A 23212-nucleotide genomic window follows, 5' to 3' on the forward strand; every position below is an offset into this window, starting at 1 on the left:
GTAAGTACACCTCGTTTCATTCGTCACCTATCCTTCTAGGGATTACTTCATGGATTCTTCTAATAAACCAAAAATATCGTCCACATCTTCCAGTTCAAGACCTTTTATACTAAAATCACTAGGTGTACGTTCAGTTTCCTCCTTCTCCATACAGTGTCTAATCAAGCGTAGAAGGTGATATTTGTATTTATCGCCAAGCTGTTTAATCGACTCTTCCTTATATTGTTGGTCACTATATGAAAAAGATAGATTCATCCTGCCATTCTCAATCACCCCAGTGATATGTAAAACCATATTGCTTTCCATTTTCGGACTGATATTGTTCTTCCCATCCGCACCAAGAGAATTTCCCTGACTATATGGTGAACGGGTAAAACCTTGACCCTCCAGATCAGAATCGAATTGTCCCAGATAATTGAAAGTAATCGAAGGTTGAAGAGAAAAGGAAAGAGAAGTGTTTATTTCTTTTGCAGTTTTATATTTTAAGATTTCATAGCCGATCCCTTTGTTCGGAATCTTCCGCAAATTCTCTTTAACACTCTTTATGTGATAAGACAAATCATCTGATTTATCCATCTTTACTAGAACAGGATATTGGCAAGTAAACCAGCCTACTGTTCGTGCTATATTAGCTTGTTCGATAATATCCTCTCGTCCATGCCCCTCTACATTTATGAGGATTTGATCTACTTTAGCCCATTCTAGAAGTGCAAGACTTAACCCGGATAGTAAAATATCATTTATTTCTGTTTGATAAGCATGATTCACGTTTTTTAATAAATGTCCCGTGTCTTCCACTGACAATTCCATTTTCATATGCTGGATACTATTTTGTTTGACTAAGGAATTCTCAAAATCTTTGGGGAGAGGAGTAGGTTTTGCAATAGATTCGAGCGCTTGCCAATAAGGAATTTCATGTAAAAGCTCCTTACTAGTAGCATATTTCTCAATTTCCAAGGACCACTCCTGAAATGAATCCGTTTTTTCTGGTAAAGCTATCTCTTTTGATTCCAACACTTGCGCATAAGCTGTACTAATATCTTCAAATAATATTCGCCACGAAATACCATCTACTATCAAATGATGAATAGCAATAAATAAATGGTCACCCTTTTGGGTATGAAATAATCCAAGCTTTACTAATGGGCCTTCATTTAGATTTATTTGGCTGTGTAAACGATAGGATTCCTCATAGATAGCTTGCTGTACATCTTGATTAGATCTTAGGTCGAATGTGAAAAAGTCGTATAGTGGACCTGTTTTCCCTCGATTGATCTGTTTAATCCTTCCATTTACTTGCTTATATACCATCCGAAGAGCATCATGATGCTCAATCATTTTGTCAAATACCTTTCGGATGAGTACCTCGTCAATTCCATTCGGGTGAGAAAGCACATATGATTGGTTATAATGATGCATGTTAGTAAATTGTTGATCAAAGAACCATTGCTGGATAGGAGTTAATCCTACTTCTCCCTCGACAATGCCTTGCTCACTCTTTTTACTTGTTTGCTTTAAAAGGGGGACAATTTCTGTAATGGTTGGATGCTTGAGCAAATCCTTTGTTTCAAGCTTTAGTTGATAGGCATACAATCGAGCAGCTACTTGGATCGCTTTAATTGAATCTCCTCCAAGAGCGTAAAAGTTATCATGAATACCAACTCTGTTATTCCCTAATACACTCTGCCAAATCTCTGCAAGGATCGCTTCTATTTCAGTAGTCGGTGCTTCAAATTCTGTTGTATCAAGTAGAGAGGCATGTGGTTCAGGCAGGGCTTTTCGATCAATTTTATCATTAGGAGTTAGTGGCATCTTATCCAAGCGTACAAAATAGGAAGGAATCATATATACGGGTAGGTCTTTTGCAACATGCTCGCTTAGTTCATTAGTTGAGACTTGCTCTGTTTCGACAAAATAGGCGCATAAATAGGCTTGTTCCAGCTCATCTTTCTTAGCAATGACAGCGGCTTCTCTAATCTTGTGATACCGTAATAAAACAGTTTCTACTTCTCCCAATTCCACTCGGTGTCCCCTAATTTTTACTTGATGATCCATACGTCCTATATACTCAATGGTCCCGTCTGAACGCCACTTCGCCAAATCCCCTGTTTTGTACATTTTTTCACCGGGTAGATACGGATGAGTAATAAATTTCTCGGAAGTTAATTCTGGACGATTCCAATAGCCTCTTGCTAGTCCAATCCCACTGATACATAGTTCACCCGTGTCTCCAAAAGGTACTTCTTCTAAATTTGGATTGAGAATATAAATCTGTGTATTTTGAATAGGTGAACCAATGGGGACTGCCTGCTGCCCTGCGACTTCTGTTTTTGCTATCCAGGTGGAAGCACAAATGCTCGATTCGGTTGGACCATATGCATTCATGTAGGTTACTCTATCTTTCCATTTATTCACTAGGGGAAAAGAGGTGGCTGAACCTGCTGTGATGAGTTTACGCAAATATAAAATGCGCTCTGGGTTCAAATGAATAAGATACGTGGGTGGCAGTGTGATAATCGAAATTTTATGCTGGTTCATAAATGTTTCAAAGCTTACAAAATCGTTTATCGTATCCTTAGAAATCATATATAAGCTAGCACCTGTTAGCAATGCCATAAAGAACTCTGATACAGATGCATCAAAGGAAATGCTGGCAAATTGCCCGACTCGGTCGTTAGGTGTAATTTCAAGTATTTTTTGGAAATAATCGATTAGGTTTACAATACCTTTATGCTCCAGCATGGTTCCCTTTGGATTTCCAGTCGTACCGGATGTATAAATTACATAAGCTAAATCGGTACTCTTGCAGTCCAAATTAAGATTTAATTCCGCTTGCATCATAATTGCTGGATCTTCAAAAGTAATAACTTGACCTTGGAAATCAGCTTCGCGGATAAGACCAACAAGAGCATGCTGGGTTAAAACTATTTTGGTTTGACTATCTTTTAGCATGTATTGAATTCTCTCTTGCGGATATTCAACGTCGATCGGGACATATGCCCCGCCAGCTTTTAAAATCGCTAGAATGCTAATAACCATTTCTATCGATCGATCCATGAAAATACCAACAATTTGATCAGTCTGAACGCCTTTTTCTATCAATAATCGTGCGAGTTGATTTGCTTTGGAGTTAAGCTCTTGATAGGTAAGCTTTTCTTGTTCTAGGATAATGGCAGGATTGTCTGGGGTTTTTTCAGCTTGGCTTTCAAAAAGCTGATGAATTGTCTTGTCAGATAGATAGGGTGTTGTGAGCGAATGACTGTGTATCATCACAGTTTAACCTCCTATGCTCGAAAAATATACAAATACTTCTTTTTCATATATTCGTGCCAATGATATTCAGCACCTAACACCCCCTTCTATTCGTAGATTTTACACTGTGGGACATCACTTTTTAGAAAAGCAGTACAAAAGGAAATTTGGATCGTAATTATAGTAATCAAGGAGTGTTTCATAGAGGAAAAAAGAATCATTGATCTTGGAGATTATAAAAGGTCTCGCCATCTTATAAAAAGAGATATATTATCGTATTATCAAGCTACAACCTCATTTATACTATATCGAGCAAATCGACAGTTAACATCAACATTTTGTAATTTTGTCTTACATTTTCATGATGGATGTGTAAGCATTACAGCCATAACATACATTTCAGCAAATTGCTTTATTTTACAAATGTTCATCTTGGATTAAATTTACAATAAGTTACATAAAATTACAACATCCAAAACTAAATTCATTCATCATATAAAGATTTATTCCATAATATTTTGAGCTTGACAAGCGGTTCCATGATTACTTACTAAAAAAACCAGACCTTCTATTGAAAGCCTGGTTTTTCTTTATGAAGAATATAAGCTTCGTTTCTTATATTACATTTTTTAACAATCAGAAACTTTTACCAATTGCTTACCAGTGTTCTCTCCAGTAAATAGCCCAAGGAAAGCTTCTGGTACATTCTCCAAACCTTCTACAATATTCTCGGAATATTTTATTTTTCCTTCCTTGATCCACTGGGCCATCTGTGTCATTCCCTCATGATAACGATCTGTATATTGAGTTACCAAAAAACCTTTCATAGTAGCTGTTTTCTTGAGGAGCTGCACCTGAACCCTAGGTCCAATATCCTGCTTCTCTGAATTGTAGAGAGAAATCTGACCGCAGAGAGGAATTCGTGCTCCCTGATTAATCAAGCTCAGAACGGCATCTGATATCGGACCACCCACATTATCAAAATAAACGTCTACCCCGTTTGGGCAAGCTTTTTCTAATGCTAGTTGCATATTTGGTGTTGTTTTATAATTAATTGCGGCATCAAATCCGAGCTCTTCTGTTACATACTGAACTTTATCATCAGAACCAGCAATCCCTACAACACGTGCCCCTTTGATTTTTGCTATTTGCCCGACAAGCATTCCCACCGCTCCTGCGGCCCCTGAAACAACTACGGTTTCCCCTGCCTGTGGTTGGCCGATGTCCAATAGACCAAAATAAGCGGTCATTCCAGGCATTCCAAGTACACCCAATGCGGTTGTAATTGGTGCTATATTTGTATCGATTTTTTGTACTTCTCCAGCATCAACCACGGAGTAATTTTGCCATCCTAATAGACCAAGGACAACATCCCCGACTTGAAATTTTGAGGACTTCGTTTCTATTACTTCTCCAATTACTCCACCGGTTATCACTTGATCTAGCTGAAATGGGGGTATATAAGATTTTTGATCATTCATTCTCCCCCTCATATAGGGATCAACAGATAGGTATAGAGTACGTATTAAAAGCTGATTGTCATTGACTTCAGGAATAGAGGATTTGATGAAGGTGAAATTATCTCTTGTTGGAACGCCAACAGGCCGACTAGAAAGTAAAATCTGATTATTAACTGCTTCACTCATTAGAATACCCTCCCTACTTATTAGGAAACGTTACCTTTGCAACCTTATATTATCATACAAAATGTATTAATTAAACTTTTTTTGTATATTTCGTTTAGTTAAATAGCAGTTATATGTGTAATAGCTAATTTTACGTTATAATGTAATTTGATGTTTTAGATTGGGAGGCATTGAAGTGACAAACACTCGAGGCAGATCACGTAAAAATGAGCAAGAGACGAAAAAAGAATTGATTATTCGTCTACTTCCCTTTCTTAAAAAGCAAGGGATCAGCTCTTTGAAAATGGAAGACATTGCAAAATATATGGATATAAGCAAAGCAACGATGTATAAATATTTTTCTTCTCGAACAGAAATCTTAGAAGCGACAGTAGAAGTGTACGTTGATTATATCCTTGAGAACCTTCATGATTTATCTGATAACGAATCCGCTTCTTTCGTACGCCGCTTCCAAAAGGTTTTTGAAAACTCGGTGGTTCTGGCTATTTTTTTATCAGATTTATTATTACAGGAACTAAAAAGCATGTATCCTCATTTATACCAGCGAATTGTTGAGGCGCAAAAAGCTCGTAACGATCATATTAAAGCTTTTTATGAAGCTGGTCATAGGGAAGGTGTGTTCCTTTCTGTTAATCCTTCTTTATTAATTGCTCAGGACGAGCTACTCCTGCCAAGTTTACTTAGTCCTGTTTTTTTGATTCAAAATCACATGACTTTAGAACAAGCCTTATTTGATTACTATCAGATGAAAAAGCATCAACTGCTCAAACCCGAGCTTATTCCTGACGTAGATGACTCATTCATTCCCATGCAGGTAGGGCAATGTATTCAAAAAATTACGTGGACAGAGTAGCTCATATAAAGCGTGTAAGCTACATTGCAAATCAGACTAACTGTGCTCAACTGTCCCTATTCCATATAGGATATTCGTTGGGAATTGAATACATATTAGAAAGCTTGCACTTCTTTTCAGACCATAATAGCCGGTGTTCTTGAATGTTTTCAGGAGTTGGATATTAAGATTCTGGTGTACTGATGAACATTATAATTTTCTCTTCTGGGCGGCAATCAGCTAAGTAATGATCGAGCATTCCCAGATGTACTCCGCATTCACTTTCTAGAGAATCAGCTCCTATCATAATACTAGCCTGATGGGGACTGTTCTCTGGAGAACTAGTTATCGTATAATATTTCGGCTGAAGCGGGGGCAACAGCTCGATAACCCTTTCGAAGGGCATCTCGCAGGCTTCATATTTTTCAAGCAGTTCTAGCATCGACATCCCGTTCTTCTCTACCTGCTGTTCATAGGTAATCTCATCTAACAAAGCCTCTAATTCACGTTTATGTGGAGGACAAACCGTGTAAGCTGCAAGCTCACGTAGCTGTGCATGAGTCACGGTTGCTTGCAGATCTACATTTTGACTCAGCAAATCATCAAGTCGTACTGGTCGATCCAGCGGAAGATGGGCTATGTTACGTCCATCTGCCCTCAAAATCAAGTGATCGTTCCCGTTTAAGCCAAAGCGTCGTAAAATTCGTTCGACATGCTCCTTCCTATTTTTCGGTAATACCCCGATTTGATCCCCCTCCTGATAGCTAAGACCATCTGGCAGTGTGATTTCTACTCGCCGGATGCTTCGCCCACAATTAGCACTCTCCAGTTCCCGGTTTTCTTTTATATAGGCATAGACAGCATTATACTTGAGGGCGAGCGGTACATCTGACAAGTCATTCATAAATTGAATCGTAAGGGTTCCGTGATGTTTTTCCTCAAGGTTTTCCTGTAGAATAAAAGTCTCCATGACGTCAAGCCACATCCGCTTCTGCCAGTCTTCTAATTGTTTTTCGAAGTCTCCGCTAGTGTCAGCTTCGCCTCGCAACGAAAGCCTTTTTGCTCCTTTTAAAGTAAGCTGCTCATCAATAAATCTCGGGACGTCTTGATAGGTATTTGCCCAATTGCGGTCTCCACATCCAAAAACCGCATACGTAACTCCTTGAAGCGCATCTGCCTCTACTCCTCCCAGCCATTGCACGAATTTACGGGCATTATTGGGGGGCTTTCCATTATAAGAAGCGGTAACGATCAGTACGACTCCCTCTTTCGGTAACTTTCCTAGCCAATCATCAAGCGGTGCCATCTCACTTCTGATACCGAGTGAACCCGCAATAGTAGAAAGCTCTCGTGCGGTACGCTCTGCTGTGCCTAAATTTGACCCATAAAGGATTAGTAAAGATACATGGTTGACCCTAGCTATGGATGTTTTAATCTGTTCCCATCGACTATCTGTCCCTCGTATGTTTACAGCTCCTACTTCTGGCTCTTGGCTAGATTGGTCTAGCTTCTGTTTCTTTCGCTGTTTGACACGTATGTAAAATTCTTCTGGTTTGATCGTTAATGTTTGTTGAATGCTTAACTGATAGTTCGTATGATCAATTAATTCAAAGTTCTGGAGAATCATACCTAGAACTAAAGTGGCTTCATGCAGTGCAAATTGCATCCCAATGCAGGCTCGTTGACCATTTCCAAAAGGTTTATAGGCATGATGGGGGACTTTATCAGGGTCCTCAAATCGCTCGGGGCAAAATTCATCAGCATCATCTCCCCAAGCATCTTTATCTCGATGAAGCTGGGGTAAGAGTAATGCAACAACTTCGCCTTTTTTTATGGCATACTTCCCTCCAATGATTGTATCTGCCCGAGCGGTAAGTTCAAATCCCGGGGCTGTTGGCCATAAACGTAAGGATTCCTGTAAAATCATACGCACATATGTAAGTTGTAGAACCTGCTGATACGAAGGAGATACACCGGTTAATACCCGATCCACTTCCTGGTAGGCTTTTTCTCGCACCTTTGGGTTTTTCAGCAAAAAATAGAGAGCAAATGATAATAAGCCGCTTGTTGTTTCATGTCCTGCTATTAAAAATGTGATGATTTGATACCGGATATTTTTGTCATCCAGTCTCTCTCCAGTTTGCGGGTCCTTCCCGTTAAGCATGCGGGTGAGCAAATCGATTTCACCCTGATCGCCATTCGCCTTTCGTTCCTCGATGATTTTGTCTACTAATGAAAACATCGTTTCAATATCTTGGGTAAACTGACGTCTGGTTCCCACCATTAGTGTGTTTTGAATTTTCAATCTTCCACTCTGATACATCGCTTCTTGAAGTGCGCGAACCATACTGTTGATAAAAGGGCTGTGTGTTTCTCTATAAAAACTATTAAAGCGATAATTAAAGCCGCATAACCCAATCGTATCCAATGTAAGTCGAGTCATATCGCCAGGAACATCTATACTTTCATTAGGATTAAGACGTGCCCATTTTTGGATCAACTGCAAGGCAATATCCACCATCATCGAATGGTATCCTTTCATTGCTTGTTGACTAAAAGTAGGTAGGAGGATATTATGGGCCTTTTGCCAATTAGGCTCCTCAATCCTGCTCGTAAATAAACCATCTCCACTAAAGGCACGAACATTTTCCAAATCACCTGTAATGTTTTTGAAGAAACGCGACTCGTCACAAACCTCAGCCGCTAGTTAATGACCAGAAATAACCAAGCTTGAACTTCCAGAAAGGGTTAATCGGTAGATTGGACCGAACTCTTCTGCAAGTTTACAGAGTGAAAGTGTCGGTGTATCTTTGTCTATTAAGGGGTAATTGCCAAGCGGACCATACGTTTTGGGTTGCGGAATATATCCTACTTCTTTCATCACAAACATCCTTTCAGATTCATTCGCGAAAGTGTAGTTGCCCTGCTACGCATCATCAAATCTACTTATGATTTTTCTTGTTTAAAACCATGATAAAGTGTGTCTAAAAGAAGCGACGCGGCCGATCTTTTCGCAATATGACCTTCTTGAACCTGCTGCCATGTCATAAAGAGAAGTGAGTACAGGACATTCAAAATCCATTCGCTGTTCATATCGGCACGGAGGTAGCCTTTGCGTTGCAATATCTGAATGGAGTGTCGAATAGGTTCCTTTACCTCCTCCTCAGCTTCCATCATCTCTTGACTGTAATACAGCGTAGATTCATGAGCTAGAAAATAAATCTTAGCCCCGAGTGGAATTAACGCCTCAACCAATTGTGAAATATAGGATTCGATGTTTTCCTCGTCTAACGGAATTTGCTTTATCGTCTCTCTGAACACCTGAGAAGATCTTAATCCTAGTTGCAGGATCAATTGATCCCTATTTTCGATGTATCTGTGCAGAGTCGCAATGCCGATACCGGCGTATTCGGCAATTTCATTCAAAGATGCAGTTGGCTTTTCCACTAGTAATTCTGTAGCCGCATCCAAAATGGCATTAAGCCTAGCCTCCCTTGTCGCTGATCTGGCATTTTTCATCTTGAAGGCCCCTCTTTCTTTTTGATCGGTTCATTTTTTGATAGATGAAACTATCACTTGATAGAATATTACACCAATTATTATATAAATTCAACTTTTCTGATAAAAATTCCCTCAACATAATCTGGGTTCCCTACCTGACCTTTTTCTACAGGCTATGTACGGTCTTCCCTGATAGCATTGTGTTACAAGCTGTCCGTTCCTGATTTTTTCCCGATTTAAATATGTTCATGAGAGTGATTTATCTCTAAAATGATGAAATTACCGGGGTACGAACATTCGTTCTGTTTTATGGTTTTCTAGCTCCTGCTCCTCGGAAACAAAATCAACTAACTTCGTAAAAAGCTTATATTTATGGGCTTTTTGTGTTATCAGCAGGTGCTTTAAGACAAGCAAAGTATGATTATGCTGGTTATTCTTCATCCCTTTTACGATTGAACAAAATGAAGATTTTCGGCCTAATAATTTGTAAATAACAGTATACAAATCCATTTATATACATGAAAACCTTTAAAATAATCCAGTTGTATCTAAGAAAAATGCCGTTTTCTCCGGTGTAAGAACGTTTGTTCTATCTGTTTTGTTCACCGTTTTATGTAACCCTGAACGCCTATTCTGCTTTCACGGATAAATATTTTTTAGCTTATCTCAGAAAGTAAATCTTCCTGCAAGGCTATACAAAAACAGAAAAAGGCCGCTATTTAACGACCTCTTTCTTCCACTGCCTTATCTTCTGCTTCTACATAACGTTTCAACGCAGACAATTTATTTTCCCAGAATCGTTCATAGTATTCGAGCCACTTCTTCAATTCAAGTAATGGATCTGCTTTAAGTCGATACCTTGTTTCACGTCCCACTTTTCTTTCCGTGAGTAGCCCAGCCTCTGTTAATATCCGTAAATGCTTAGAAACCGCTGTCCGAGTCATCGGAAAATGGCTACTGATTGCGGTAACAGACAGCTCCTGATCACCTAACAATTCCAGTAGCTGCCGTCGCGTTGGGTCAGCAATGGCTTGAAACACATCATACTTGTGAGCTGGTGCACTCATATTACGCCTCGACGTGAGTACGTAATGCTTTCAGTAAGCCTACCCAGCCATTTGCCATTCTGTCTCGCACGACGATATGGGTTTCACCAAACTCGGTGACTGTATCTGGGTCCCAGCCGCTGTGAATCAGCGTAAACTCTGTTGTTCCATCCTCTAAGGTAGTTAGTTCAAAAGTAACGGTCCAATCTTTTCCCCATGTAAAGGAAAGACGCTTAGGCGGATCAAGCTCCATTACCTTACAAGGAGACATACCAAAAGGGCCAGCATTCAATTGGAACTCATACCCCTTAATTGGCTTAAAATCATTAGGCATAAACCATGCAGCAATTCCTTCTGATGTCGCAACAGCTTCCCATACTCGCTCAATTGGTGCATTGCACACGATTGTTTGGCGAATCTCAGGAATCTTGTTAGATTGATTCGTTTGCATTTATTTACCTCCATCAATTTGTTACTTATCTGATATTTGTCGCCACGAAGATATAAAGCTGACCCATATCCATTTTTGGTCATACAACAAAATCTTCCACATCATGAATTATTTTGTTCGATTCGTGCCAAACTATCCCCGGTTGGCAGTCTTAAGGAGATAAATCTATAACACGTTTATTCGAAACGATTTGGTTTCACTTTGTGATTATATGACACCATTTGGTTTCATGTCAAACCATCTTAGCTAACAAATAATTCCTTCCTCCATCATCTTTGTTTATGTGAATACGTATTCCTCAACAACTCTTCCATTACGTCCCTTTGTTGTTCTGGCTTTAGATAATGAGTTAAGAATTGCTTCCTCTGTCGCATCACTTGCAGCAGTGAACAATTGATTCATTACAGGATGCTCCTCACGTAGCTGCATTCGTTTTTCCACAATATGATCACTATGATGTGGAATTTTATGTGCGGTTGAAAAAGCAATCACAATATCTCCGCTGCCATGACCATAATAGCTACCTGTTCTCCCAAGGCCGATGGCACAACGCTTGGCCAAACGTAGCAATTGCCGCTCATTGACGGGGGCATCGGTAGCAAGGACAATCATGATTGAACCATCCGACGTATGTTCAATAGCAGTGGAGGAACGCTGAACATTTGCGAATTGTTGTTGATATTTATCTCTTTGAAATTCTTCTTTTTTTCCAAAATTGCTTAGCACAAGTACACCAACTGAATATTCCTTACCATCTATCTGGACGAGACGAGAAGAGCTCCCTATCCCGCCTTTATACCCAAAGCAAACCATACCTTTTCCAGCGCCGACAGCTCCCTCTTCGGATTGATTCTCCGTCGCATTCATAATTGCTGCTCTAGCGTCTTCTGGTTGAATAACACATCTACGAATAGCATTGAGATAACCGTCATTACATTCACCAACTACCACATTGATCGTACCTGTCGTATCACCAATCTCAGGATTTTGTGCTAGCATTTCCTGTAAGGTCCCTAGCGTAACAGCCGGCACCGAAAACGTATTAGTCAGCATGATCGGGGATTCCAGCACTCCTAATTCATTTATCTGTACAAGACCTGTTGTTTTGCCAAATCCATTGATTACATAACTAGCTGCTGTCACTTTTTCCTGAAATAAATTACCCCCATGAGGCAAAATAGCGGTAACACCGGTACATGCATAATCTTGCGTGCCATTATCTAGCGGTCGATCTATGGTGACATGACCAACTTTTACACCGCTAACATCTGTAATGCAATTTTTCCTTCCTGTTGGCAACGTTCCAATCACGATTCCTAGCTCACGAACTTTTTTTTTTGTAGGTTGACTCATGGATGCACATCTCCCCAGCATTCATCTATCTTTTATTATTACATACAGCTTTCAGCATAAAAATTAACATCTTCCATAGTAACAAGTCTTTAGCAGCATCTGTTACTAGCATTTACACACCACTCTCTATTCAACATACAAATCAAACATGCTCACCTCATATCCTCGCAATTTTAAATAAGTAAATAACTGTGAGCGATGATGAAACATATGGGTAACGCTCTCCGTAAACCAGTGAGCCTGAGAAGCAGAGTGTTCATGATAAAAAGGAGTTGTTTTCTTGTTGAAAAACTCATCTTCTGACATAGCTAACAGATAAGAGATGCACATCTGGTATCCTTGTTCCATCTCTTGTGCCAGGGACTTGGCCGTATCCAATGTGTTGTATTTTTGTTCAATCTGTCTTATGGTATCCTCTCCTTTCTCCTGCATAATAAGAAGGTCTACCTCAGGAATTGCTACTAGATGACAGGCTAATTCGTGTAGAGTACGCATGTTCGGAGCAGGTCGATACCCCCAATCCTCTTCTTTAATCTTCTGAAGAAGTAAAATTGTACTTTTCATAGCTACTTTCATCTGATGAAATAACTCATCCCGTAACTTCACAACATTGGACATGCTTTACACCTCTTTAGTCTATTAGATTTCTCTTCTTGATTCTAACAGCTAATAGTGACAAACTCTGTCATAATGGAACGCATGAAAAAAGTTTATTTACCGATAACGCTCCGCCATTTTTGTAATCTTTTCCCTCACATAAGAAATAAGTTCTTGCGGCTCCTTCGCCATCGCCTCCATGCCTAGATTCCAAACAAGCTCAGCATAGAAGGGAATTTCAGCACGCGGAATCCTTGTATCGATCCAGCCTGTCCCATCGCTGCGCTCTTCAACCACCCGGACTAAATCTAATATCGATTTCGCTTGTCGTGTACCGTCTCTTGTCAGCTCGACGACAAAAGGAACGAGATTTTTCCCGTTTTGTTCACTGTTTATAAGCCAATCCATGATGGAGCAATAACGTAGTTTATCCTTTCCCGATTTATTCTGTATGGGGGCTCTTTTTTCACAATCTGCTTGCGATTGAACCTGCTTTAAAGTAGCTGTATCAGGATCGCTTATTTCTGCTTGCGTAATCCGGTCTGCCCGAAACAGTCGATACGCTTGTCTCTGTAAACAATAAGCTGGGCAATACCAAAATCCATTGTAGCTATACAAGCCGATTGGTTGAATTCTTCTCTTGGTTATTCCCTTTTTACCATCGTATTGAATAGTCAGAATGGATTGATCCATAGCTGCTTCGAGCAATACTTCTAAATGATGAGAAGATTGAGCGTACATAGGATTCCAGAAAACAACTCTGTCTCGCATTTGGTCAATGCGTTTCTTCACATCTTCTGGTAGATAGTGATAAAACTTTTTTAATGCTGCTTTCGTTTCTGTTTGAAAGGGGAGAGAATCAAAAAATTGCAACGATTGGTAAGCAAAAAACATAGCAGTTGCTTCTGTTTCTTTAAAGAAAATAGGAGGCAGCATGCGATCCTGTAATAAATAATAGCCACCCCCTGCTCCTACCTCTGAATAAATAGGAACTCCCATTACACTTAGTTCATTTAAGTCACGTAAAATGGTGCGATACGAAACCTTGAATTCCTCTGCCAATTCCCGTGCCGTGAATTTTCTCTTCGCATTCATCGTCATCATAATTTCAATCAAACGTTGCGTTTTTGCCATTCTTTAGCCCCCGTATTTCATCATATCTATTTCTTTTACTAGAATATAGCAAACTTTTAAAAGGAAAAACCAAAAAGACTGTGTAGCAACCTACAACAAAAAAAACAGCATTGAACCCCCTCTTTATCCAAGCTCGGTTCACACTGTTTTTATATCATTTCTCATTTTTTGTTTAACCGGTTACCTCTAACGATAGAACGGTATTGTTTTCATCTACTTTTCCCTAAAAGCTCTTTTTCCTTAGTATTTGGCATTTTTATTTCCTATATCAATGGTAGATGGTTACATCCGTTTATTTACAACCATATGCAAGGCTTTTGGGGATAGAGTTATCGAAGCGTTTACCTCTAGCTTGTCCTGATTAACTGCTGTTAGCTTGTAGCGTTGAACAATGGTAGCCAAAATCAACACGGCCTCTGCCATTGCAAATCGCTGTCCAATGCACATGCGCGGTCCACCGCCAAAGGGAAAGTAGACAAACGTCGGTAATTTTTTTTCAAGCCCATCTGCCCAGCGTTCTGGACGAAATACCAATGGATCTTCAAAATAACGGGGATCACGGTGCATGACATACTGACTAACTAACACAATCGAATCTTTTGGAATCATATATTCGCCAATCTGAATGTCTTCTGCAGCCTGACGAAGCAAAATATAAGCTGGAGAACGAAGCCGGAGGGTCTCATTTACCACCATTGTGGTATATTGTAGATTTGGTAAATCTTGAATATTGGGTAAACGACCATCAAGCACTTCACTAATTTCAGCCGCCATTTTCTCTGTAACATCAGGATTTTCAGATAGAAGATAAAAAGCAAACGCCAGCGCTGCGCTTGTTGTCTCATGTCCTGCAACAATCAAGGTCATCACTTCATCGCGAATTTGACGATCATCAAGTCCTTCTCCATTTTCATCGCGCATGGAAAGAAGCATTCCTAACAAGTCATCTCCATATATACCTGATGATCTTCGTGAAGAAATTAACTGCAAAATCATGTTATCCATCTCTTTTGCACAGCGCTTATAGTTACTATAACCTGGAAGTGGTATAGGGAACATGACTGCCTTAGCGTAATACCTTAGAATCGTCTGCAAGGCCTGAATTAATTTTCCTTCGTCAATGGTGTTGTTATGTCCAAACAAACTTTTCATTACGACATCAAGTGCTAAATTGAGCATATCGATCTTGATTTCGCGCGTTTTGCCTTCTTGCCAGTTCTCAATGTAACGATTCGTTACTTCAATGATCGTCTTTCCATAGCTTTCTATCCGTTTTTGGTGGAATTCCGGGGCCATCATCCGTCGGTTCCGAAGCCAATGCTCTCCGTTAGCGGTGAATAAACCTTCGCCTAAAATATTTTTGATAAGCTTCGCTTGTAATCGATCATTTTTTATAAAACTCGATTGTTTTTTGATAAATACTTCTTCTATAAGCTCCGGCTTATTTAATTGATAAATGCGTTCATTGAGCAACGGATAATACACGACGTCTCCATACTTGTCTGCGTTTTCCTTAATGAAATCCAGAATATTGTGCAGAGTACGGAACACGTTGTACAGAGGTTTATTTGGTCCAGGCGGAAGTGTAAGAATCATAATGTCCTCCTCAAACGGAAATAGTTTGTTGCTCAAATTTTCCTTGTTCCAATGCCTTGTTCAAAAGACTATAATCCACTTTTGCATTGTGCCGCTTATCAACTGGAATCTGATCCATATAGATAATGGCATCGAGGTTTGCCCATTCTAGCATTTCAGCCAATTCAGCAGTCATGTAGCTCTTACTATTTCTTTCCACAATTAATACACGACGACCGCGATATTGTGTTAAAGCAGTTCGTCCGATCGACTCATCAAACGATAACACGCTCTCCACAGCAAAAGGGTACAAAACTCCCCTTTCATCTTTAATTCGTGCGGCTACTCTTCCCAGAAGCCATAATCTTCCCGTTTGGTCAAAGTACCCAGCATCCCCGGTTCGATGCCAGACTGTTCCATCCACGCGGAATTTCGTCTCTTCATCTCCTCTTCCATGCAAATATCCGGAAAGTACATGTGGACCTGTGACCACAATCTCTCCCGCTTCCTCAGGAGTCAGGCAGATGTTTTCAAATTCTGTACTGGATAAAGAACCAATCGGTTTGGCCCACTGATGACGAACAATCCGTACCTGAATCTCTGGAACAGGGGTTCCTACTAAAAGACCTTTTCCTGACTTGATTGCAATAAGATCATTCGTATGGATATCGTTCCAATCTACTTCTGCAATTGGCTCAGCCTCGGTGGACCCATATACGGCCATTATGCGAGCGTTTGGAGCAATCCGTTGTAATCTGGACATGAGTCGTGGGAATACTGGTCCACCGCCACTGAAGATATATCTAAGCTCTGTTAGAACGATGTCGTGTTTTTCACAGTACCCCAACAGTTGTTCAAAAAACGCTGGTGAAGCTACGATTCTCTGAGCATGTTGTTTTTGGAGCTGAGCAATGACGGGACCCGGTTCAATCGCTCCTGGCCGGCGCAGGTCACCATTGGGAATAATGCTCCTCATCCCAGCCCCAAAATTGCACAGAGCAAAAATAGGTAGTGTTGTCATATCGATTGCTCCAGCTTGCATGTCAAGACTGCGCCGGAGCACCTCGTATTGATCAATTAAAAATCCATGAGTCCGCACAGTCGCTTTTGGCTCCCCAGTGCTACCGCTGGTAAAGGTGATGAGCGCAGGCGTGTCATGTTGACATGAGTGGTATTGACTGTACTCTGTTGCATTGGTTTGTGAGGTTAAAGAAATGGCTCCAGGCAATCTCCTCCCAATCACAAATTTTTGCGGAATTTTTCGAATAGCTGGGGATAACAGCCTCAATAGTTGGGCTTTTGGGCTTGCAATTAACGCTTTAGGTGGGTTTAATGTACAGCATCGTTCAATATGATTTTTACCAGCAGATGGATCAAGAAACATCGCGATCAATCCAAGTCTGAAGATTGCTACTAAGGTGATATACAACTCAATCGACATTGGATAAAAGAGTAGAACCGTATCACCTGCCACTAACCCTTGTTTCTTGAAAATCCCTGCGACTTGAGCAGAACGTTTGTCCAGATCGGCAAAAGTTAGTTGACGGGTATCTTTGTCTGGCATATCCTGTATCGCGATCGCATTGGGGCAATTTTGAATATGAGGTTTGACAATTTCAAAGATATTCATGCTTCCCGCTCCAATTTCTTAGCAAATAAGGTGTAATCACGAAGAATGTAGCCTTCATTCGCGTTAAACCTTGTGGATCGATTTTCTTGGATCATTAACGCATTAATCGCACGTTGATAACCTAGCTTCTGAGCCAAATCGTAAACTGCCTTTACGAGGAAGGAGCCTATTTTATACCCTTGGTAATCTGGATCAACAGCCAGCGTCTTTAAGATTACCTGATCGACCGCCTTTCCCATTTGGGCTTGCATCACATCTGGTAAGGTGAACATAAAGCCGACCAGTCGATCATCATGCTCGGCTAACAAAACCAGTTCTGGCTTAATATATGGAACAATCTTTGTGTATTGTTTCAAGAATTCATTTTCACTTATCTCGGTGTACAAAAAATTTTGATGAAAAGCTCGTATCGAGAGTTCATAGATTCGTGTAAGCTCTTCATCGATTCGAGTCAAATCCAACTGCCGGATACGAATGCCGCGTTCATTCATATGCTGTGTCAGTTGCTTGTACCGTTTTTTCTCATACTCCTGCCCCGCTTCGCCCAAATCTCTATGATCGAGATCAACAATACGCGAAATATAGTGAGATAGCGGTTCGAAGCCATCCTGTGTAAAATGATCTGCCCATTCCAAGGGTGTATTTGGCTCAAGGAAGAAAGGAAGATCTCCTTTTGTTTTCGTAACCAATCGGTGAGTCCCCCACGTATTTCCATCCATTGGGCCTATCACGATTGTACATCCCTTTTTAGCCAATTCTCTTGAACACAGTTGTAGTAGCTCACTTGCTGCAGGAGCATTTCGAGCTGCATAGTGTCCTATTACACCAACCTGATGATCTTGATATGCTGGTACGTTTGACCACCATAGTGAACAGCGTGCAGCTACTCCTTTCTTGTCTAGTATCATCCAGTGAGTATCAGCATTCGATTCGTCTAGAGAATCGATCCGATTTGCAGAAGGCCCCGGTAGTGAGCAAAACTCTTCCTTCATTTCGGTATTCGTAACCTGTACTGCTTTTAACATGTCGAATATTCCCCCTACTCTTTTCGCTGATCATTAAAAAAGCAGAATTCCCAAAATAGAACCTACCGCTGCGCATATTGGTTGGATTAACACGGCTGCCTTCGACCTCTTAAAGACAAAGAGATAGTAAATACCGCTGGCCATAAGCATGCTTACGGCCGCCCAAATCGAATGGACAACTACTTCGCTGCTTAGACCTGAACGAAGCACTAAAGCCGTCAATGTCAGCCCCCAGTTTTTCAAAATGTTTAAAAAAAGGTAAATTAACAGATGCCTTTTCTGAGACGACTGAAAGATTTCCGTGAGACTAAAACAAATGGATTGGGCCAATAGACCGATCAGGAATGCGAAGAAAAAAACCTCACTTTGTGTTTGCTGGTACAAAAATAACCATACAAAACTCATTGTATATGTGGCGATGAATAGGCCTATTTTTTTGCTGGAAAACAGCTCTGTTGAACTCTTCAAAATAATGGGCGATGACACGGAATGCAGCAGTAATACCAATAGAAAGTCTATTCCACCAATAGCCCAGCTCACATACGAAATGACTGATATTCCCATCAAAGCCTGTGGACACACGACCTTCGTTCTTCTGCATGCTTCAAGCAAGATAAACAGTAAGAGTGCTAGAGTGAGCGCCAACAGCAAATGGGCATTGTCCTTTACGATGAGAAACTTGAGCATCATAAAGCTCACAATTGGTACAACTAAATTATCCTTCCCGCCCCAGGAAACGGACTCAGCTAAAGTGGTTAACAGTGACACTGTAATAGAAATCATTAAATTAGCCATTCCGTCCATCGGAAAAAACAAAAATAAGGTGATGTGAGTCGATAAAAAAGCAACTAAAAAGAAGGCAAATGACCCTTCTATGCTCTTCATACCCTCGGGAACTACGTATCTCACCTGACCGTAGCGAACGCCGACAAGAGCAGCGATCGCATCAGCTAACGTGAGAATGATGAGAGAAATACTGTACAAAACCCGTTCTTCTTGTTCCGTAAAAAGGAGAAGAATCGCAATACTCATCACAAAGTACATCTCACCAAATGAATAACGCGAAACATCAGATAAGATTTTTCCGGGTCCATTCTTTAGCCGAGTAACTCGGAAAAGAAAAAGAACAATTGCGACAAACCCTAACACAACCAATACAGGCCAATCCTGACCAAAAAGCCATGGAGCAATCAATGCGAATGTACCGGAGCTCATATGAAAAAGCTTACGAACCCATTCTGGATCAGGCTGGTACCTGACTTGGTAAAAACGCAATCCTGCAATCAACAATGCTATGGCGGAAAGCAGCAGCACAATACCGAACCATGGATGTAAGGGAATAATACCACTCATATGATTTCCTCCAGTACAAACGCACTGTAAAAGAAAGCCTTATCCTGCTTAAAAAGTTCCTGACTCAAGCTGGTGAGTGGACGCAGTGACTCCTCCATGCTCGCAGGGCGACTTCGGGGAACCAGCATATTCCAGTAAGCCAGTCGTCCTTTTTTCCTCCCCGCTTGTACCAAAACCTTCAGTAAATTTTCATATTGGTCTTCGGACATATATTCAAAAATGTCACTCAGATTGTACTTATCAAATGCGTTTTGGCCCACATGCTGTAAATACTCTTCAACTGATAAGCAATGCCATTCAATTCGATGCAGGTTGTTTCGTATAGCATCAAAATTTTCAGGTCTTAATGCATACGGTAATGCATGACTATGTCGTCCTTGTAAAATCCACTGGAGATAAGGATTTTGCATAGGATCAAGCTCAGTTAGGGCATATTGGGCTCTTTGTAGAATCCTTGCTGCTACACTGCCCTCTACATAGCGGAAAAAACGGGTATCACGCCCTAGCCTTCCCATGACAAATCGGGAAAAAAAGAACTGGAACATCAATCTCCAGCGTAACGTATTCCACTCTTTTTGATAAAACGTGCGGCGATCCTTTGGCGTGCGGTTCTGAAGAAGCTTTTCCACGCGAGAGCGAGAATGGACAAGAGGTAAGATTGAATCGCGAAACATTGAAAAATACTGCTCAAATTTCCCAATGCTTCCAATCCCAGATTCTATAGCGGTTGATTGAGAATCCCAATAGTTTTTTACTAGCGGTGTGAGCTGCTTGCGACATTTTTGGTATAGTTCATTTCGCCGGTTACTTGGGATTGAGCCCATAAGTTCTAACAGTTCAGTATGTGTCAGAGCAGAATAGGCTGCCACGCGTAATTCCAAGCAGGCAAGCTGTGCATGGCTCAAATCTAGTGCAACAACACGCTCTGGCGACTTGCTTAGCATCGCTAGTGCATTGTCCCCCGAAGAGGCGATAGCTAAACAGTTATCTCCAGGCTGAATATCTAGTGCCTCTAGGAGGATGTCAGCATCCTCCCAGCACTGGGCATAACGGATTAAGGAAAAGTCAACTTCGCTAGCTAGCTTGGGGCGCGCATCTATCGTTACTTTCTGAACGAGATTTCCAATATTACTAGGCACTGATCGATCCCTCCTCCGGGGTGATCTTACGAATGACCCCTGTACTACCGTCAAATTCAACCCAATCTCCTGTTTTCAACCATCGAGTCAAACCAGTTACAGAAACGATTCCTGGAATACCAATCTCACGACAAACAATAGATACATGGGACAGCAGACTTCCACGTTCGACCAGCAATCCGGCTGCTGAGGAGAAAAGCACAATCCAGCCTGGATCAGTCCGCTCAGCTACAAGGATTTCTCCTGGAAGCAACGTCACATCACGGGGATCCGTAACCACACGAACCGGACCACGTACGACACCCGCCGCACAACCGATTCCTTTCATCACATCCCCTGTCAGTGGTTCTTTAGGGCTTTTCGCTTTAAACGTATTACCTTTATAAATGACGCCATACGTTTCAAAGCGATCCTCAGGCACATCCATTTCATGATATTTTTCAAATTCAGCTTTTCGCAGTGTTACTAGGCCCTTTAGGTTGCTGCATGTTGCAGTTCCGTCTGCCATACCTAGCAATTCTCCCACTTCCAAATAGAATACATCGCGGGGATCGTCAAGCAGATCGAGTGCATAAAAGCGACGCCCCATTTCTAGAAAGATGGAACGGCAACGACCAAAGACCCGTGTTCGTTCGAATCGTAGGTTTTCCCGATCACGAACGCGCAATCGCGCATTTTTAAGTACCCAGCGAAAAAGGACTCGACGAAACAGATTGAAGCCGATAGATTGAAATGCTTGCTCCTCTGCCATGCGTCTTATTTCTTCTTCGCTTGGTCCCATCTCAGTTGGGGCGGGACGGGATGCAAGATGGCCAATAGAGCGCAACAACGGAAGCGGGTTGTCAAACAGATTAACGCTCTCTAGCTTGAGTTCATCCAAACAACGATCTCCGAATTTGTCCAAATAAGCCTCGTACTCTTCTTTAAATGCAGGGAATCGATCCATTTCCTTCATGATTTCTGCTAGAGTGCCATTGCAGAGGATGTCGATGAAGGTGGCATCTTGGTTCGTTAGCTTCATCAGCTTTTTCATACGCATTGCTGGTTCTGCACTGATAATGCCACCTTCTGCTGCGAGCAGTGAATTCTGTAGGGTAGAATCCTCATCATTGCACCATTTAGTCGTCAGCTTTCGCAATAAACCGTAGTAGATCATAGCTCCAAAATCATTAATCAATGGGGCATCCCAACGAGTTAGAAGCTGACCTTGTAGCTTCAGATAGTAGTTGGCTAGCTCGACTGTACTGTATTGTTGCAGGTCTGGGCGTGTAATACCAAGCGCATTGTTTAAGCGTTGGTAAAAAACGTCGATCGTCTTCGGCAAACGTCTAAAATTGCCAATCAATTTAACAATTGTCTTACCAAGACGCATTGCATCCTTTAGTTTGTCTTGCATGCTTACCTGCTGCTGAACATTATCCGTCAGTTGCTGGGGAAGTGCTTCCTTAACCCCCATCATCTGTTCCATAAAGCCTCGATTCATTTGATAACCAGGAAGCAGTGCCAGACAACGATACCAGTTCAGCAGGTTGTAATACACTCGTCCATTGACAAGGCCAATCATGCAACGGAACACGGAATCCCGATTAACAATCTCCTCAGCGGAAACCCCCATTATTCGGCAGAACGACTTGTATACCTCAGCATAGGCGTGACGGGCAAATGAAAATGTCAGGGGGGTTGTGATACCGCCATAGCTTTCTGAAATATTACTGTTATCCCATAGATTAAACTCATCATCAGGGTCAATCATATCCGCTAGGTTGGTAATTGGACGTGATTGCAAGAGATAGAGCTTTCCATCTTGAATTCCCCACTCAATATCCTGAGGTCGTCCGAAATAGCGTTCGCAACGGCGGGCTAGCTCTGCAACAGATCGCACTAGTTCATCTGTAAGGGCTGGCTGATTTGCCTTCTCAACCGCTACCTCTTCACTCTCCACGCCCTCATCGCTTTCCATTGAGAAACGATGCGCAATCAGCTTTGTCGCTATTTCACGCTCCACAATTTCCCCATTACGATTCACTTTATACGTGTCTGCATCGCATTCCCCTGATACTAGCGCTGTTCCAAGCCCGTACAAGGCCCCCACGATGGCAATTTTTCTTTGTCCCGTCAAGGAATCTGCACTGAATGCTACCCCGGCTGTTTCTGAGTCAACCATTCGTTGGATAAGAACTGCTGGTGGCTGGGGCAGCAAGCTAAGCCCCTTTTCTTTTCGATAGGTCAAGATTCGTTGACTAAAGCCAGATCGCCAGACCTGAAGCACCTTAGCTGGCACATCCTCTGGTTTGACAAACAAGTAGCTTTCTAGCTGTCCAGCAAAGGAGTGTTCAGCCCCATCCTCATCTAATGCAGAGGAACGGACAGCCACCAATTCATTGTTTGCGCAAAGTATCTCAACTTCTTTTTTTAGCATCGCTTCCACATTCGGTTCTAAAGTAATGTGCCTTAAAACTCGCGTGACTGCCTCTTCTGATTGAAGGACCGCTCCCTTTAACTCCTCCATAAGACTTTTGGGTACACTTTCCATAAAAGCCTCTGGTATAAGAACAAACCACTCGGGAATCACCATACCTGCCTGTCCCAGCAAAGCGAGGGCACGAGCTTTACCGCCCATCTTTTGCAGCTCATTCTCCTCTGCACGGTTCATTTGTAAAATATACGTCATGTGCTAT

Annotated in this window: 15 protein-coding genes and 1 pseudogene; 1 reads left to right on the forward strand and 15 read right to left on the reverse strand. The window is 41.5% G+C overall.

Annotated features, from left to right (window positions below; all coding sequences use genetic code 11):
- Positions 1–42: 42 nt before the first annotated feature.
- Both O0550_RS11280 and O0550_RS11285 read right to left on the reverse strand, forming a co-directional pair.
- Positions 43–3270 (reverse strand): amino acid adenylation domain-containing protein, encoded by a 3228-nt coding sequence (locus O0550_RS11280; protein ID WP_258426384.1) that lies wholly within the window; start codon positions 3268–3270, stop codon positions 43–45.
- Between the two features lie 611 nt (positions 3271–3881).
- Positions 3882–4898 carry an NADP-dependent oxidoreductase gene (locus O0550_RS11285; RefSeq protein WP_003339352.1) on the reverse strand — a complete coding sequence of 339 codons (1017 nt, stop codon included), beginning with the start codon at positions 4896–4898 and terminating at the stop codon, positions 3882–3884.
- 175 nt (positions 4899–5073) lie between these two features.
- Here O0550_RS11285 and O0550_RS11290 point away from each other — a divergent pair, with 175 nt between their 5' ends.
- Entirely contained in the window at positions 5074–5751 is a 678-nt protein-coding gene (locus tag O0550_RS11290; RefSeq protein WP_003337616.1) for a TetR/AcrR family transcriptional regulator, read from the forward strand.
- Between the two features lie 163 nt (positions 5752–5914).
- Here O0550_RS11290 and O0550_RS11295 read toward each other — a convergent pair.
- From O0550_RS11295 to O0550_RS11355, 13 genes and pseudogenes are all read right to left on the reverse strand, one after another.
- Positions 5915–8611, reverse strand: a pseudogene (locus tag O0550_RS11295) (cytochrome P450).
- 65 nt (positions 8612–8676) lie between these two features.
- On the reverse strand, positions 8677–9249 hold the full coding sequence (locus O0550_RS11300; RefSeq protein WP_258426340.1) for a TetR/AcrR family transcriptional regulator: 573 nt from the start codon (positions 9247–9249) through the stop codon (positions 8677–8679).
- A 701-nt stretch (positions 9250–9950) separates the two neighbouring features.
- Positions 9951–10298: an ArsR/SmtB family transcription factor gene (locus tag O0550_RS11305; protein WP_003337621.1), complete on the reverse strand. Its 348-nt coding sequence runs from the start codon at positions 10296–10298 to the stop codon at positions 9951–9953.
- 1 nt (position 10299) lies between these two features.
- Positions 10300–10728 carry an SRPBCC family protein gene (locus tag O0550_RS11310; protein ID WP_003339359.1) on the reverse strand — a complete coding sequence of 143 codons (429 nt, stop codon included), beginning with the start codon at positions 10726–10728 and terminating at the stop codon, positions 10300–10302.
- A gap of 279 nt (positions 10729–11007) precedes the next feature.
- A complete protein-coding gene (locus O0550_RS11315; protein WP_258426341.1) occupies positions 11008–12081 on the reverse strand; it encodes a P1 family peptidase in 1074 nt (357 codons plus the stop codon).
- A gap of 126 nt (positions 12082–12207) precedes the next feature.
- Positions 12208–12699: a DinB family protein gene (locus tag O0550_RS11320; RefSeq protein ID WP_003339361.1), complete on the reverse strand. Its 492-nt coding sequence runs from the start codon at positions 12697–12699 to the stop codon at positions 12208–12210.
- 96 nt (positions 12700–12795) lie between these two features.
- Complete coding sequence (locus O0550_RS11325; protein ID WP_258426342.1) at positions 12796–13812, reverse strand: helix-turn-helix transcriptional regulator; 1017 nt, start codon at positions 13810–13812, stop codon at positions 12796–12798.
- 282 nt (positions 13813–14094) lie between these two features.
- Positions 14095–15408 carry a cytochrome P450 gene (locus tag O0550_RS11330; protein WP_258426343.1) on the reverse strand — a complete coding sequence of 438 codons (1314 nt, stop codon included), beginning with the start codon at positions 15406–15408 and terminating at the stop codon, positions 14095–14097.
- A 10-nt stretch (positions 15409–15418) separates the two neighbouring features.
- On the reverse strand, positions 15419–17017 hold the full coding sequence (locus tag O0550_RS11335; protein ID WP_258426344.1) for an AMP-binding protein: 1599 nt from the start codon (positions 17015–17017) through the stop codon (positions 15419–15421).
- Positions 17014–18042: a GNAT family N-acetyltransferase gene (locus O0550_RS11340; protein WP_101668268.1), complete on the reverse strand. Its 1029-nt coding sequence runs from the start codon at positions 18040–18042 to the stop codon at positions 17014–17016. Before O0550_RS11340 ends, O0550_RS11335 begins: the two co-directional genes overlap by 4 nt.
- Before the next feature lie 33 nt (positions 18043–18075).
- Positions 18076–19395 (reverse strand): diacylglycerol/polyprenol kinase family protein, encoded by a 1320-nt coding sequence (locus O0550_RS11345; RefSeq protein ID WP_258426345.1) that lies wholly within the window; start codon positions 19393–19395, stop codon positions 18076–18078.
- Complete coding sequence (locus O0550_RS11350; RefSeq protein WP_258426346.1) at positions 19392–20534, reverse strand: BtaA family protein; 1143 nt, start codon at positions 20532–20534, stop codon at positions 19392–19394. The genes O0550_RS11345 and O0550_RS11350 overlap by 4 nt, the downstream gene beginning before the upstream one ends.
- Positions 20527–23205 carry a PEP/pyruvate-binding domain-containing protein gene (locus tag O0550_RS11355; RefSeq protein ID WP_258426347.1) on the reverse strand — a complete coding sequence of 893 codons (2679 nt, stop codon included), beginning with the start codon at positions 23203–23205 and terminating at the stop codon, positions 20527–20529. Before O0550_RS11355 ends, O0550_RS11350 begins: the two co-directional genes overlap by 8 nt.
- Positions 23206–23212 lie beyond the last annotated feature (7 nt).

Origin of the sequence: Brevibacillus halotolerans (assembly GCF_026891775.1) — a bacterium.
GTDB classification, from domain to species: domain Bacteria; phylum Bacillota; class Bacilli; order Brevibacillales; family Brevibacillaceae; genus Brevibacillus_B; species Brevibacillus_B halotolerans.

Bases quoted from the DNA above. Each gene is read 5' to 3' on its own strand.
- O0550_RS11280 (WP_258426384.1), bottom strand. From the start codon at position 3,270: ATGATACACAGTCATTCGCTCACAACACCCTATCTATCTGACAAGACA.
- O0550_RS11285 (WP_003339352.1), bottom strand. From the start codon at position 4,898: ATGAGTGAAGCAGTTAATAATCAGATTTTACTTTCTAGTCGGCCTGTT.
- O0550_RS11300 (WP_258426340.1), bottom strand. From the start codon at position 9,249: ATGAAAAATGCCAGATCAGCGACAAGGGAGGCTAGGCTTAATGCCATT.
- O0550_RS11305 (WP_003337621.1), bottom strand. From the start codon at position 10,298: ATGAGTGCACCAGCTCACAAGTATGATGTGTTTCAAGCCATTGCTGAC.
- O0550_RS11310 (WP_003339359.1), bottom strand. From the start codon at position 10,728: ATGCAAACGAATCAATCTAACAAGATTCCTGAGATTCGCCAAACAATC.
- O0550_RS11315 (WP_258426341.1), bottom strand. From the start codon at position 12,081: ATGAGTCAACCTACAAAAAAAAAAGTTCGTGAGCTAGGAATCGTGATT.
- O0550_RS11320 (WP_003339361.1), bottom strand. From the start codon at position 12,699: ATGTCCAATGTTGTGAAGTTACGGGATGAGTTATTTCATCAGATGAAA.
- O0550_RS11325 (WP_258426342.1), bottom strand. From the start codon at position 13,812: ATGGCAAAAACGCAACGTTTGATTGAAATTATGATGACGATGAATGCG.
- O0550_RS11330 (WP_258426343.1), bottom strand. From the start codon at position 15,408: ATGATTCTTACACTTCCGCCTGGACCAAATAAACCTCTGTACAACGTG.
- O0550_RS11335 (WP_258426344.1), bottom strand. From the start codon at position 17,017: ATGAATATCTTTGAAATTGTCAAACCTCATATTCAAAATTGCCCCAAT.
- O0550_RS11340 (WP_101668268.1), bottom strand. From the start codon at position 18,042: ATGTTAAAAGCAGTACAGGTTACGAATACCGAAATGAAGGAAGAGTTT.
- O0550_RS11345 (WP_258426345.1), bottom strand. From the start codon at position 19,395: ATGAGTGGTATTATTCCCTTACATCCATGGTTCGGTATTGTGCTGCTG.
- O0550_RS11355 (WP_258426347.1), bottom strand. From the start codon at position 23,205: ATGACGTATATTTTACAAATGAACCGTGCAGAGGAGAATGAGCTGCAA.